Genomic DNA, 13265 nt, shown 5'->3' with positions numbered 1-13265 from the left:
CCGGATTGTCCCTTCGCTGGGACATTCTATTTAAAGTGGCACAATTCTCCACCTGGCAGCAACTCCCCGCCCCACCCGTCCGATGGGTAATCCTACCAGAAACGGACATCCAAACCGCTTTGGATTTCGTCCTAACCATGTCGATACACTTCGGTCTTGTCAAGCAAACAACTCACGAATTAATGTTGCATTTCAAGATTGGCCTGTTTGGAGGGGCGCTTTCAAAGCGATTTGGGCGGAATGAGCAAGGGCGTGAATTTAAAAGAACTGTCACAACGGTTGAATCTTTCGCAGACAACCGTCAGCCGCGCATTGAACGGTTATCCGGAAGTCAGTGCCGAAACCCGCAAGCGTGTCGCCGAAATGGCGGAGAAGCTGGGATACGCCCCCAACAGTCAGGCAAGGCGTCTTGCGACCGGGCGCTCCATGGCGATCGGTCACGTCATTCCACGCTCGATCCACGAGATGATGAACCCGATCTTTCTGGAGTTCATTGCAGGTGCGGGCGAGACATACTCCAGGCACGGCTACGACATGATCATCTCCGTTGTCGAGGATGACCACGAAGAAGATGCCTACCGGCAGATCGCATCGCGCAAGAAGGCCGATGGCGTCATCATTCATGGCCCGGCCAATGATGAGCGGCGCCACAAACTGCTGCAGGAACTCAATCTTCCCTTTGTCGTCCATGGCCGCATTCCAGGTGCGGAAGAGGAAACCTCCTGGATCGACATGAACAATCGCCGCGCCTTCGAGCGCGCCACCAACCTGCTTCTCGACCTTGGCCACACCAGGATAGCCCTCTTGAATGGCCTGGAGCATATGGATTTTGCACGCCGGCGCAGACGCGGGTTCGAAGACGCCTTGCAAGCGCGCGGGTTGACGCCCGACGCATTGCTGATGCGCAGCTCGGACATGACCGAGCCCTATGGCTGCGACAACGCAATGGAAATGCTGAAAAGCGACAATCCGCCAACAGCGTTTCTGGTTTCGTCTATGATTTCAGCCATTGGCGTTGCGCGCGCAATCGGGCAATGCGGACTGAAAACCGGCAAGGATGTCTCCATCATCACGCATGACGATGCCTTGTCCTTCCTCCCAAACAGCGGAGAAGTTCCGATTTTCACATGCACGCGCTCATCAGTACGCTACGCGGGAGAAAAGGCCGCCGAACTTCTGCTCGACATGATCACGGCCCCCATCAGCACCCCGAAGTCTCTTCATCTCGACGCTGAATTGATCATTGGCCAGTCCACCGGCCCTGCCTCATCGAACTGACCTCTCGACAAACCAGTGGCTCAAACCTGAGACAGTCCGCTGGACTGCAGCAGACGCTTCATTGTCTCCAGTCCGGCAAGGCGGTGAGAACGCGCAACTTCGGAACCGATATCGTCCCGACCGGCCCTGATTGCCTCAAAAATCTTCCGGTGATCATCTGCACGTGATGCAGGCGCCCTGTTCAGGCGCAACAGCACGCGATTGGCTCGGTGGACCTGATTGAGAAGGCTGATCACTTCAGCTTCCAGCCGGGTGTTGCCACAAGTCTGCGCGATCAGCCTGTGAAAGCGATCATCAAGCTCGGCCCAGTGTTCAATGTCGTCTTGCAGCAACGCGGCATCAGCTTCGGACAGAAGCTTTTCCAGCTCTTGCATCAGGAAACAGGGAACTTCTCTGCCGGCCGCCTTCTTGACGGCAAGCCCCTCCAGCTCGGCAAGGATCTCGAAAATTTCACAAATATCCTTTTGCGAAATTGCCAGTACCTTTGCTCCGCGCCGTGGAATGAGATCAACAAGGCCCTCTGCCTCCAACCGGATGAGCGCTTCGCGGACGGGCGTGCGGCTCATTCCGAGGCGCGCGGCGATATCCGGTTCGGGCGCTTGAAACCCGGGAGGAAGTTCCCCATTCAGTATTTCGGCTTTCAGCCGTTCGTAGGCGTTGTCGACGCGCGTAGACTTGGCTTTCGCTAGCATTGCGGGAGGCATCCAAAATCCTGAAAGGTTCACACGCAGGTTGCAGTTTCCCGACAAGAAGAACTCCCGCCGGTTTGGCTGCCCTGTTGTGAAAGCAAATCAATTCAGCATTGATAATAATATCGATAAGATTTTATGGATTAACCCCGGCCTTTGGAAAAGATCATTCTACTTTTTTCGCGCAAGACCCTTTTCCCATTGATTTCGCTAACAAAAACGCGATCGACCTGACGTTAACGCATCGTCAAAAGTGCTGATCTTTTCTTTGGTGGAAAGGGGCGGTCAGGCGAAATTCTGCAACAGATTTCACGACACATGCTCGTTTTTGCACTCCCAGCGGAATTTCCCTCACCTTTCATCCGCAGCATTTCTTCAACATTGTCAAAAAAACCACCCCTCTTGTTCGAGCAAGACCGACCTTAGAAGAAATTCAGCACTTGCTTTCTCCGGGAAGACTGGGGCAACCAACAGGCTATCGAAATTTTGACGGCGTCAACAACTCAGCACCGAGAGGACCGGTAATAGATAAGAATCCATAATAGTTATGCAGTTCGTACCGAGCTAAAATTGATAAGTGCACACGAATACCACCGGCTCACGAATTAATATTAACCGCGAACATATTCTTGCTCGACCTTCCCAAACAAAAAATCAACCACCGACTTTGTTTCAAGACCGCCCGACACCCCATAACCCTAAGTCGCGTCAACAGATTTAGTTTTGATTAACCATAAAATTTTACCTTTGCGGCAGATAACAATTCTGGCTCTGCAATGACAACTCTCTTCACCGTCCCGACATTGAAAAGAGGGATCAGGACCCGTCTGGCCTGTCTGTTGGCAGGCACGACCCTGATCGGGCTTTCGTGTGGCCTGCAATCCGCCACCGCACAATCCCTTGAAGAAGCCATGGCATCAGCCTACGCAACCAGCCCCCGCCTGAAAGCGGAAAGATCGCGATACGAGGCAACCAATCAGGGAATTTGGACGGCAAGATCGGAGTTCCTGCCGAAGGTCACGGGAACCTATGTCGGTGAGCACAACGCTTACCGCAACGATCGAAGCAACAGCAGCGACCGTACCTATTCGCACGATCTGGGTCTATCGGTGTCGCAAACGCTCTTTCAGGGTTTTTCCGGCGTCAATCGCCTTAATCAGGCCCACGAAGAAGCCTTGTCTGGTCGCAACCAACTGATCGGTGCAGAGCAAACCCTCCTGTTCAACACCGCAGACGCCTATCTGCAGGTTGTGCGCGACCGCGAGATCCTGAAACACCTGAAGGCCTACACGCATGTCGTCCAGAAAGAAGCCAATGCTGCACGAGCACGCTTCAAGTCTGGAGATGCCACGCGTACAGATATCGAGCAGGCCCTGGCGCGCCTTGCAGAAGCGCAAGGCAACCGGGATCAGGCCGTCGGCGACCTTGAAGCCTCGGAAGCGCTCTATGAGCGGCTGACGGGCCAGGCACCCGGCAAACTAGGCTGGCCGGCAATTCCAAAATCGATCGAACCTGCCAACCTGCAGGACGCCATCACCATTGCCTATCAGAACAACCCCTCCATTCGCGCAGCAACCGCAGACGCAAGAGCCGCGAAATTCGCCGCGCGAGCATCGGTCGGTGACATGCTGCCACGCGTTACTCTGGAAAGTGGCTGGGACAACGGATACCGGGGAAACCTGTCCTATCAGGACGAAGACGATTTCCGGCTTGGTGTGCGTGTAACGGCTCCCTTGTTCACAGGAGGGCGTAACATCGCAGCGGTCAAGCGCGCAAGATTTACCGCCGCCCAGGAAGAATACGAGCTCGATGATACCCAGCAGATCATCCGGGAAAACGTCATCCGCGCTATGAAACAGCGGACGGCCTCCCGACTGCGTGCAAAAGCACAGAGCCGGGCGATTGACGCCAACCGCAGGGCCGCAAGAGGCCTTCAGGTCGAATTCGATAGCGGACAGCGTTCGCTTCTGGACGTGCTTGACGGCGAGCGGGAGCTACTCCTCAGCCAGGTCGACTATGTGCGGGCAAGATACGAAGCCAGGATTGCCGACTTCTTCCTGCTGGCCAATATCGGGCGTCTCGCCCCTCAACATTTCTCGATCGCCGAAGAACGTCCCGCACCCGTTGCCCGTCTCATACCTGAGTTCAACACCTGGGACCTGCGGCTTGGCCCAACCGAAAACGATGCTGTTCAGGTGGAAATAGCCAACGGGCCGATCACATCGGAACCTGCGACGGCCCAACCGGTTTCCGAACCGATCAACTGGAGCAACTGGCCGTATAGATCAGGCGGTCAGAACCAGACCGCATCCGCAGCGCCGAAAACCTGAGACAAAGAAAAAAGCCCCGGACAATCTTCCGGGGCTTTTGTTTTGAGGCAATCACTCGTTCTTAGTGTGAAGCTGGCGTCACCATTGCGTAGATGGTGTCGTGCACATTCAGCACGCCGATCGGCTTGCCATCGCCGTTGACCACGGAAGCTTCTCCTACGCCTGTATCGGCAAAGGTCTTGGCAGCTTCTTCCAGCCTGATACCGCTGGAGATCGTCATGCCACCCTCTATCGTCTTGGTTTTGTCCATGACGGTATCGACGAGAATGACCCGGCCACGGTTCACTTCCTTGACGAAGTCCGCAATGTACTCATCCGCCGGATTGAGAACGATGTCCTGACCTGTACCCTGCTGGATGACCGCGCCATCGCGCAGGATCGCAATCTTGTCGCCAAGACGAAGCGCTTCATCCAGATCGTGAGTGATGAACACGATCGTCTTGTGCAGCTCCTCCTGAAGATCCAGCAGGACGGTTTGCATGTCCATACGGATCAGCGGATCGAGCGCCGAGAACGCTTCATCCATCAGCAGGATGTCAGCATCGTTGGTGAGCGCTCTGGCAAGTCCGACACGCTGCTGCATGCCGCCGGAAAGCTGGTTGGGATAGTGATCCTCAAAACCTTCCAGACCGACCCGGGCAATCCAGCGCGCTGCGCGTTCTTCCGCTTCCTTCATCGAAACGCCCTGGATTTCCAGACCGTATACGGTGTTCTTCATCACCGTCCTGTGCGGCAGGAGAGCAAATTTCTGGAAGACCATCGCCGTCTTGTGGCGCCGGAAGTTCCGCAACTCCCCCTGAGACATCTTGCAGACGTCTTCATTGCCGTAAAGGACTTCACCGGCCGTCGGATCAATCAGACGATTGATGTGACGGATCAAGGTCGACTTGCCGGATCCCGACAAGCCCATCACGACCTCGATCTTGCCACCCGGCATGGAGATGTTGATGTTGTTGAGACCAAGAACATGATTGTACTTTTCGTTCAGCTCGGCCTTGGACATACCGTCCTTGACCAGCTGAACCATGTCCTGGCCGTTCGGGCCGAAGATCTTGTAGAGATTCTTGATCTCAATTCCCGTCGCCTCACCCATGGATCACCTCCGAGTGCTTTTGAAGGCGCTTGCCATAGGCCTGAGTAGCGCGGTCGAAGATGATGGCGATGGCAACGATTGCGAGGCCGTTCATCACACCCATCGTCAGGTACTGGTTCGCAATGGCGTTGAGCACCGGCTGGCCAAGTCCCTTCACGCCGATCAGGGCCGCGACGACAACCATGGCAAGAGCCATCATGATGGTCTGGTTCACACCAGCCATAATGGTCGGCAGCGCCAAGGGAAGCTGAACGTTCGTCAGCTTTTGCCAAGAGTTCGAGCCAAACGCATCAGCCGCCTCGAGCACGTCCTGATCAACAAGCCGAATTCCAAGGTTGGTCAGTCGGATCATTGGCGGGATCGCATAGATCACGACCGCGATCATGCCCGGCACTTTGCCGATCCCGAAAATCATCACCACCGGAATGAGGTAAACAAAGCTCGGCATCGTCTGCATCAGATCAAGGATCGGATTGACGAAACTTTGCACGCGATCGGACCGCGCCATCAGAATACCAAGGGGAATACCGAGGACAATGGCCAAAAGGGTACACACGGTCACCATGGCGATGGTGCGCATTGTGTCTTCCCACATGCCCAGATAACCGATCACACACAGCGCAACGAGAGAACCGATCGTGATCTTGGCATTGCGGCTCATGGCATAAACGATACCAACAAGCACAGCCAGAATGATCGGCCAGGGAGAGTTGATTAATATATGTTCCAGAAAGATCAGAAATTCTTTGATCGGATCGAAAGCCGCCTCGATGGCTTCACCATATTCTCCGGTGAATTCCTTGAACGCCCCGTCCAATGACTGACGCATAGCGCGCAAGTCGCCCCTACTCATTTTGGGGAATTCTTGTAACCACTCCATCATTCTCGTCCCGTTGGTTTACCCCTTATTGAAGAGCCCGCGCCATTGCGCGGGCTCCTGATATTTTCAAAGGGATCAAAGAGCCCCTTTTACCTTTTCAGCAACTTCCGGGCTGACCCACTTGGTCCAGACGTCTTCGAAGTTTTCCAGGAAGTAGTAGGCACCGTCTTCGTTGGTCGCCTGGTTTTCGCTCATCCAGGCAAGAACCTTGCCGGCGGTGCGGTTATCCCAGGTACGGCCCTTGATGTAGTCCATCGTAGGTCCGGCTTTCTTCGCGAAATCGTCGGTCACAACCGTGAACACCTCGGATTTGACCCAGGAATTCGGCTTCGGATCCGGGCAGTCCTCGACAACCGTGCACTTGTCCCACTCCGCCTTGTCATGCGGGGTTTCGAAGTCAAGCAGCGTCATGTCGTATTTGCCGAGAATGGCCGTCGGAGCCCAGTAGTAGCCGAGCCAGCCTTCGCCGCGCTCGTTTGCCTTGGCGAGCGATCCGTCGAGACCGGCAGCGGAACCCGGATCGACGAGTTCAAACTTGCCGTTGTCGAAACCAAAGGCGCGGTACAGATTGCCGGTGGTAATACGGCAGTTCCAACCGGTCGGACAGGTAAAGAAGGCTCCCTTGCTGTCATCCTCGGCTCCCGGGAAGAGCTCCGGATGCGCCAGAGCATCTTTGACCGTGTAGATGTTGTGCTCCTCAGCAATCGCGGTCGGAACCCAAAAGCCTTCAACGCCGCCTTCGTTCAGGATTTCACCGCCGATGATCAGGGAGCCTTCGGCGACAGCCTTGTCGAGCGGTTCACGCACGGCATTGATCCACAGTTCCGGAGCCATGTCCGGATCGCCCTTTTCATTCATGGAGGTAAAGGTCGGCATGGTATCGCCGGTGACCAGCTCCACACTACAGCCGTAGCCGTTCTCGAGAATGATCTTGTCGATATGTGCGATTGCGCCGGCCGATGCCCAGTTCATTTCAGCCATGGTGACCGTTCCGCACTCTTCAGCCATGGCGGAAGACGCCATACCGACAAGCGCGGTCGCGGCGACCGAGACAAACAACTTCTTCATGAGGGTACTCCTGTGCAGCCTGTTTGCTTGAGTTTGAATTGGGCGCAATGCGCAAACACTTCTCTCAAAGTATTCACCTCCCAGCGCGACCAAAGAAAAAGTAGAATTGGCAGAGAACGCAGAGCAGCCAAGAAGGTTGTTAGATTAATTAAATTTAATTTTGCCTTCATGTGACGCTTTTACGCTGTTCTTGCTATGAGACCCCTAATTATGACCCTTCCGTAAGATACGAAGGTCATTGCCGGTATTTCACTCCGGCTTAGGGCGTATCGGTCAATACCATTGCATTATGTTCTCGTTAGCACAACAGCAGAGACGCAATTCTTATACCATTCATATCGCAAATTTCAGGAACATGTCTGCATACGACATTTTCGTGCGATATATCGTCATATCGCCTAATTTTATTTCCCTAAAAGTGATTCTTTAAAGCGGTTTGGAACCCGCTGAAGCGGACGCAACTGACCTGCTGAAACACGGTGAAGTGTCAACTCACTGGTACCCGGAGGGCGTCAAAAGCCAGGTCGCTTAGCACCGGCGTCACGGAAGTTTGCAACTGAAGGAACACAATCCTGCGTGTCGCTTTCCCAGGAAGAGGAGTGATCCTCAGTCCCAGTTGCTGGTCGTTCAGTTTGCCCCATCTGGGCACTATCGCCTGACCGCTGCCCTGCGTCACCATCAGCGCGATCGTCTCAAGCGCGTCCAGCTCGCACAAAACACGGTCCTGTCCGATGACCGATTTATGAAGATCCCAGATCATTCTCCCGCCCCAGGAGAGCCGGTCGTACAGGATCCAGGGAAGGATGTCGCCGTGGTGGTCGTCGGAGACTTCCGGATTGCCTGGCGCAATATGCACGAGGGGTTGTTCGCTCAGCACACGGATGGCAACTCCCTTGGGCAAAGCAAAGGGCGGCATCACCGTAATCGCAGCATCCAGACTGCCCGAAAGGACTTCTTCATAGAGACCCAGGGAGGTTCCCGGCCGGATCGACAGATCCACATCCGGAGCAGTCGTGCGAAAGGTTTCGATCAGGCCCGGAATGAAATCCAGGAGTGCCGTCGAAATCGCTCCAAGACGATAGGGACCACGCAAACCACCCGGATCGATATGCGCGCCCAGCCGCTGCGCATCCCGGACCAGATTTCGTGCCGCCGGCAACAGATGCAGGCAGTTTTCAGTAGGAACAGCTGCCTGAGCAGACCGTTTCAGCAGTGTGCAGTTCAGCTCGTTTTCCAGAACTCTGATGCGCTGGCTGACGGCAGCGGCCGTCAAACCTTGCAATCGCGCAGCCCCTGCAATCGAACCTGTTTCGACAACCGCAATCAGGCTCTGAAGAAATCGGGTGTCCAAAACATTTTCCTATGCTGAGAGGTAAAAAAATACACTAAAGGTTTCGGTCATGATCTGCTACCTCACGTGGGAATTCCAAGGAGACGTTCATGCAACCCTGTTTTCATCTCGCCTATCACGTGACCGACCTCGACAAAGCGCGCACATTTTACGGGGACCTGTTGGGGTGCCAGGAAGGGCGCAGTACCGACACCTGGGTCGATTTCAACTTCTTCGGCCACCAGATTTCTTTGCATATCGGCGAACCGTTCCAGACGACAAACACCGGAAAGGTCGGTGAACACATGGTCCCGATGCCACACCTGGGTGTCGTACTGGACATGCCACGCTGGAGAGCCCTTGCAGAAAAGCTGACCGCGGCTAACCTCGACTTCATTCTTGCCCCGACGATCCGATTTCAGGGTCAGCCGGGAGAGCAAAGCACGATGTTCTTTAGAGACCCTTCCGGCAATCCCATCGAGATCAAGGGATTTGCCGATCCCGCAGGAGTATTTGCCGTATGACGACAATCGTTCCCTTCGTCTCGCAGGCAAGTTCGGATGAGCGTCAGGCTTGGCGCGAAGCACTCCCAGAGGCCCTCCGGGGCATGGCAAAAGTCACGCCGTTTGAAGACCTGACCGAGGCGGAGCGTGCGGCAGCCACAGTTGCGATTGTCGCCAATCCGGATCCCGCAAAGGTCGCCGCCCTTCCCAATCTTGTCTGGGTGCAAAGCCTTTGGGCCGGCGTTGAGCGGCTCGCCGCAGATTTGCCGGACGACGGGCCGTTGATCGTTCGGTTAACCGACCCGCAAATGGCCGAAACCATGTCGGAGGCCGTGCTTGCCTGGACGCTCTATCTTCACCGGGACATGCCCCGCTACATGCATCAGCAACGCGCAAAAGTCTGGCAGGAGCACATGCTCAAGACCCCGATGGAACGCACCATAGGCGTACTTGGCATTGGCAAACTGGGTGGAGCTTCTGCACAGCGGCTAAAGGCCAACGGGTTCAACGTTATGGGTTGGAGCCGTAGCAAAAAGGAACTGGATGGGATTTCCTGCTTTCACGGAACCGATGGCCTAAATGCTGTTCTGGAACAGTCGGACATCATTGTCGTACTTGTTCCGCTGACCGGTGAAACCCGTGGCCTGTTGGGACGAGAGGAACTGCGGCGGTGCAAGGAAAACGCGGCAATCATCAATTTTGCACGCGGCCCCATTATCGACACGTCCGCTTTGATCGACGCGCTGGACAATGGCCCGCTCTCCCACGCGGTTCTCGATGTTTTCGACGAAGAACCATTGCCCGCTTCAAACCCTTTCTGGGCGCATGACAAGGTGACCGTGCTTCCGCATATTTCCGCACCGACCATCATCAGCACGGCCGCTGCAATCGTGGCCAGGAACATTGGTACTTACCTGGAGACTGGAGAAATCCCGCAAAGCATTGATCGCAATCGGGGATATTGATTGCCTATTCAGGCAGCGTCGCAATAGTGTCAAGGATATTGCCGTATCAGTCGGCCAGAAGTTCATTAATACGACAGGTGTTTCATGTCAGACCTTCCCATCCTTGGCGCTGCCCTGACCCTCGATGCTCTGGAAAATCAACGCGCGTTGATGCTTGAAAAGCATCGCGATCTGGAACTCCAGGACTTCTGGCCGGGCGAAGTCCTCAACGGAGACTGGACACCTCTGGTCGACCGGGCAAAACGTCTGCTCGAAGGACACCGGGGCCGCGTCGGAATTCACGGCCCGTTCTTCGGTTTCGCAATCGACTCCATGGACGTCGACGTGCGCGAAATCGTGAAGAAGCGGTTGCTGCAGGGTCTGGAAGTGTGCGAAGCCCTCGGCGGCACACACATGGTCGTTCACAGCCCCTACACGACCTGGGACCACAACAATCTCGACAATTACGAGAACGCGCGCGAACTGAAGCTCGAACTGTGTCACGTGACCATGAAAGACGCGGTCAAACGGGCTGAAAACATCGGCTGCGAACTGGTCATCGAGAACATTGAGGACAAGGATCCTTATGCCCGGATCGAACTGGCAAAGAGCTTCGGCTCTGAAGCCGTCAAGGTTTCGGTCGACACCGGGCACGCACATTACGCTCACGGGTCAACAGGCGCACCTCCCGTCGACTATTTCATCAAGGCCGCGGGTAACAACCTGCGCCACATTCACCTCCAGGATGCTGATGGCTATGCCGACCGGCACTGGACGCTCGGCGAAGGAACAATCAACTGGCCTTCCGTCTTTGCCGCTCTGGGAGAGCTTGAGAGCAATCCACGCCTGATTGTCGAGCTGCGCGACCATTCCGGCTTGCCGGCTTCAATCGCTAACATGGCGGCTTTGGGCTTGGCGCAGTAGCGCTACTCTGGAAGAGTGGGCGTCACTCAATCTGCATGCCCGGCAAACATAGCCGGTTGCGGTGCTTAGGGGCTGATATCAAGATACCGCCCGAAGGGAAGTGTTTTTGGACAAGCTTATGGTGATGCGAGCTTTCTGCCGTATCGTGGAAAGAGGAAGTCTGGTCCGGGCATCGGAGGACCTGGGAGTAACCTCCGGTCTTTTGAGCCGGGAACTCAAGCTGCTGGAAAAAAGCCTGGGCTGTACGCTTATTACCCGTACTACACGCACTATGGCGCTTACGGCGCAAGGCATGCAGTATTATGACGAAGCAACGGCAATTCTTGATCAAATCGAAAAAGCGGAAGAGCGCGTAAAAATCGGCGTGGGCCAGATCGGAGGTCGGCTGAAGGTCAATGTCCCGCACTCGTTCGGCACGGCAGTCCTTGCGAACTTTATACCCGGATTTTGCAACGAACACCCCGATGTTGATCTGACAATTTGCTTTGATGACAACGTCATCGACATGGTGCAGGGAGGCTTCGATCTTTCAATCCGAATTCGAGCGGAACTCCCGGATTCAGGATTGGTTACCCGGCGCATTGGCAGCGTGAAGCAAGCCCTTTTCGCTTCTCCGAATTATCTTGCCGAACATCCGAAGCCGACGACCCCGGACGAGCTGTTGGATCACGACTTGATTGTGTACAGCTTAGCGGATTCAACCACCACGTGGAACCTCCAGAAGAACGGGGAAGAGATTGGCATACGTCCGTCACCACGGCACCGGATTGGCAGCAGCCTGGCACTTCGCGATCTCCTCATTTCGGGACTGGGCATCGGAACTTTACCGGATTTTTTGTCCGATGAGGCGGAGCGCACAGGAAAATTGACCCGCATTTTGCCGGACTGGAACTTACCTCTGCGCACGATCTATGCGCTTACCGGGTCACGTCTCGGCTTCGACACACGGTCAACCGCGTTCATCGATCATCTGTCGTCGGCATTGACCACCCATTCTTGATCCTGCGTAAAGATTGAATTTTTCATTGGCCGGTTAATCGACGGCAGACGGACGGGCATGCTCTGAGCATCGATCACATGGACTGCGGAGCCCGCCATGCCCAAAACTTTGACCATCGATTTCTATCATGACGTCGTCTGCGGTTGGTGTTTCAACATTTCGCCGCGTCTTCGTCAGCTCGCCGGAGAGCTTTCCCTGAATGTGCAGCACCGTACATTCGTCCTTCAGCAGAACCAGGAAGAAATGGTAGCCACGTGGGGATCGTTGCCAAAAGCCAAAAACACCATCCTTGGTCACTGGCAAGCTTGCAGGAACGCCAGCGATACTCCCGAACTCTTCAACATAGAAGGCATGCGCAGGGCTTCGTTTGAATATCCGTTTGGCCTGCCAGCTGCTCTTGCCTGCAAAGCCGCCGAACGCATTGGTGGCCAACATGCTCACTGGCAGATTTTCGATCTTCTGCAAAGCGCCCACATAACTCATGCCCGCAACATCGCCGACACAAACACAGTGCTGGAAGTTGCGGAAGCTGCTGGTTTCGACCGCCATGAATTCCATCAGGTGATGTCAGACCCCGAAACATGCCTCGCGGTAAATGCTGATCTCCTGATGTCTCGACGATTCCAGGTGAGCTCCGTTCCAACACTGATTGTACGCGAAACGGGCACTCGCCTGGTGAACGGGCCGGTCGAGGATTTGCGCGCTCAACTGATCACCGCGCTTCGAATGATCGCCTGAGAATGCCCGGTTCCCACATTCCGTCTCCAACCGAAAATCAGAGGAATACCAATGCCTATCACCAGCCAGCCGGAAGAAACACGCCACGATATGATCGCCAGCCTCTATTCAGCGGTCGATGCATTGGACGCAAACTCGGTCGGGAAACACGTCACCGAAAATGTCGTCTTTCGGCTTGGAAACTTCGACCAGATCACAGGACGACAAGCCTTCATTGACGGCAATGCCAGGTTCTTCGAAACGATAAACGGGATGCAACACGAGATCTCGGGCATCTGGCAACAGGACCGGACGCTGATATGCGAGGGGCAGGTTCGTTACACCCGGAAAGACGAGACGGAGCTAACAGTTTCCTTTGCCGGAATCTTCACGCTCGATCAGGATCTCATTTCGGACTACCGGGTGTATGTCGACATGTCAGATTTGTGACCGGCTCCTGTGGCTGTCACCTTCACTCCGGCCTGAAGAAGGTTGGCCGGATACGGGCT

Annotated in this window: 13 protein-coding genes; 8 read left to right on the top strand and 5 right to left on the bottom strand. The window is 55.2% G+C overall.

Annotated elements, in window-relative coordinates; translation table 11 throughout:
- Positions 1 to 252: 252 nt before the first annotated feature.
- Positions 253 to 1278 carry a LacI family DNA-binding transcriptional regulator gene (locus ABLO27_RS21415; RefSeq protein ID WP_353035543.1) on the top strand — a complete coding sequence of 342 codons (1026 nt, stop codon included), beginning with the start codon at positions 253 to 255 and terminating at the stop codon, positions 1276 to 1278.
- A gap of 20 nt (positions 1279 to 1298) precedes the next feature.
- Here the strand turns inward: ABLO27_RS21415 and ABLO27_RS21410 are convergent, their stop codons facing one another.
- On the bottom strand, positions 1299 to 1970 hold the full coding sequence (locus ABLO27_RS21410) for a GntR family transcriptional regulator (protein WP_353035542.1): 672 nt from the start codon (positions 1968 to 1970) through the stop codon (positions 1299 to 1301).
- A gap of 773 nt (positions 1971 to 2743) precedes the next feature.
- Between ABLO27_RS21410 and ABLO27_RS21405 the strand changes: the two genes are divergently transcribed.
- The gene (locus tag ABLO27_RS21405; RefSeq protein WP_353035540.1) at positions 2744 to 4297 is read left to right on the top strand and encodes a TolC family outer membrane protein; all 1554 of its coding nucleotides are present in this window, start codon (positions 2744 to 2746) and stop codon (positions 4295 to 4297) included.
- 61 nt (positions 4298 to 4358) lie between these two features.
- Here the strand turns inward: ABLO27_RS21405 and ABLO27_RS21400 are convergent, their stop codons facing one another.
- The 4 genes from ABLO27_RS21400 to ABLO27_RS21385 all read right to left on the bottom strand — a co-directional run bounded on the left by ABLO27_RS21400 (position 4359) and on the right by ABLO27_RS21385 (position 8689).
- Positions 4359 to 5390 carry a quaternary amine ABC transporter ATP-binding protein gene (locus tag ABLO27_RS21400; RefSeq protein ID WP_353035538.1) on the bottom strand — a complete coding sequence of 344 codons (1032 nt, stop codon included), beginning with the start codon at positions 5388 to 5390 and terminating at the stop codon, positions 4359 to 4361.
- Complete coding sequence (locus ABLO27_RS21395) at positions 5383 to 6270, bottom strand: ABC transporter permease (protein ID WP_353036055.1); 888 nt, start codon at positions 6268 to 6270, stop codon at positions 5383 to 5385. Before ABLO27_RS21395 ends, ABLO27_RS21400 begins: the two co-directional genes overlap by 8 nt.
- 75 nt (positions 6271 to 6345) lie before the next feature.
- Positions 6346 to 7338, bottom strand: a complete 993-nt coding sequence (locus ABLO27_RS21390) for an ABC transporter substrate-binding protein (RefSeq protein WP_353035536.1) — start codon at positions 7336 to 7338, stop codon at positions 6346 to 6348.
- A gap of 487 nt (positions 7339 to 7825) precedes the next feature.
- The gene (locus tag ABLO27_RS21385) at positions 7826 to 8689 is read right to left on the bottom strand and encodes a LysR family transcriptional regulator (RefSeq protein ID WP_353035535.1); all 864 of its coding nucleotides are present in this window, start codon (positions 8687 to 8689) and stop codon (positions 7826 to 7828) included.
- An 89-nt stretch (positions 8690 to 8778) separates the two neighbouring features.
- Between ABLO27_RS21385 and ABLO27_RS21380 the strand changes: the two genes are divergently transcribed.
- The 6 genes from ABLO27_RS21380 (at position 8779) to ABLO27_RS21355 (ending at position 13206) form a co-directional block, all read left to right on the top strand.
- The gene (locus ABLO27_RS21380) at positions 8779 to 9192 is read left to right on the top strand and encodes a VOC family protein (RefSeq protein WP_353035533.1); all 414 of its coding nucleotides are present in this window, start codon (positions 8779 to 8781) and stop codon (positions 9190 to 9192) included.
- The gene (locus tag ABLO27_RS21375; protein WP_353035531.1) at positions 9189 to 10136 is read left to right on the top strand and encodes a 2-hydroxyacid dehydrogenase; all 948 of its coding nucleotides are present in this window, start codon (positions 9189 to 9191) and stop codon (positions 10134 to 10136) included. The genes ABLO27_RS21380 and ABLO27_RS21375 overlap by 4 nt, the downstream gene beginning before the upstream one ends.
- A gap of 84 nt (positions 10137 to 10220) precedes the next feature.
- Positions 10221 to 11039, top strand: coding sequence for a sugar phosphate isomerase/epimerase family protein (locus tag ABLO27_RS21370; protein ID WP_353035529.1), 819 nt, complete (start codon positions 10221 to 10223; stop codon positions 11037 to 11039).
- A 118-nt stretch (positions 11040 to 11157) separates the two neighbouring features.
- Positions 11158 to 12039, top strand: a complete 882-nt coding sequence (locus ABLO27_RS21365) for a LysR family transcriptional regulator (RefSeq protein ID WP_353036053.1) — start codon at positions 11158 to 11160, stop codon at positions 12037 to 12039.
- Positions 12040 to 12135: 96 nt separating this feature from the next.
- Positions 12136 to 12777 (top strand): DsbA family oxidoreductase, encoded by a 642-nt coding sequence (locus ABLO27_RS21360; protein WP_353035527.1) that lies wholly within the window; start codon positions 12136 to 12138, stop codon positions 12775 to 12777.
- A gap of 51 nt (positions 12778 to 12828) precedes the next feature.
- The gene (locus ABLO27_RS21355) at positions 12829 to 13206 is read left to right on the top strand and encodes a nuclear transport factor 2 family protein (protein WP_353035525.1); all 378 of its coding nucleotides are present in this window, start codon (positions 12829 to 12831) and stop codon (positions 13204 to 13206) included.
- Positions 13207 to 13265 lie beyond the last annotated feature (59 nt).

The organism is Roseibium sp. SCP15 (assembly GCF_040329435.1).
In the GTDB taxonomy this organism is placed as follows: domain Bacteria; phylum Pseudomonadota; class Alphaproteobacteria; order Rhizobiales; family Stappiaceae; genus Roseibium.
The sequence above is the reverse complement of the archived record's forward strand: the minus strand, read 5'-3'. Positions and strand labels throughout refer to the sequence as shown.

Bases quoted from the DNA above. Each gene is read 5' to 3' on its own strand.
- ABLO27_RS21395 (WP_353036055.1), bottom strand. From the start codon at position 6,270: ATGGAGTGGTTACAAGAATTCCCCAAAATGAGTAGGGGCGACTTGCGC.
- ABLO27_RS21405 (WP_353035540.1), top strand. From the start codon at position 2,744: ATGACAACTCTCTTCACCGTCCCGACATTGAAAAGAGGGATCAGGACC.
- ABLO27_RS21390 (WP_353035536.1), bottom strand. From the start codon at position 7,338: ATGAAGAAGTTGTTTGTCTCGGTCGCCGCGACCGCGCTTGTCGGTATG.
- ABLO27_RS21410 (WP_353035542.1), bottom strand. From the start codon at position 1,970: ATGCTAGCGAAAGCCAAGTCTACGCGCGTCGACAACGCCTACGAACGG.
- ABLO27_RS21400 (WP_353035538.1), bottom strand. From the start codon at position 5,390: ATGGGTGAGGCGACGGGAATTGAGATCAAGAATCTCTACAAGATCTTC.
- ABLO27_RS21355 (WP_353035525.1), top strand. From the start codon at position 12,829: ATGCCTATCACCAGCCAGCCGGAAGAAACACGCCACGATATGATCGCC.
- ABLO27_RS21380 (WP_353035533.1), top strand. From the start codon at position 8,779: ATGCAACCCTGTTTTCATCTCGCCTATCACGTGACCGACCTCGACAAA.
- ABLO27_RS21375 (WP_353035531.1), top strand. From the start codon at position 9,189: ATGACGACAATCGTTCCCTTCGTCTCGCAGGCAAGTTCGGATGAGCGT.
- ABLO27_RS21360 (WP_353035527.1), top strand. From the start codon at position 12,136: ATGCCCAAAACTTTGACCATCGATTTCTATCATGACGTCGTCTGCGGT.
- ABLO27_RS21370 (WP_353035529.1), top strand. From the start codon at position 10,221: ATGTCAGACCTTCCCATCCTTGGCGCTGCCCTGACCCTCGATGCTCTG.
- ABLO27_RS21365 (WP_353036053.1), top strand. From the start codon at position 11,158: ATGGTGATGCGAGCTTTCTGCCGTATCGTGGAAAGAGGAAGTCTGGTC.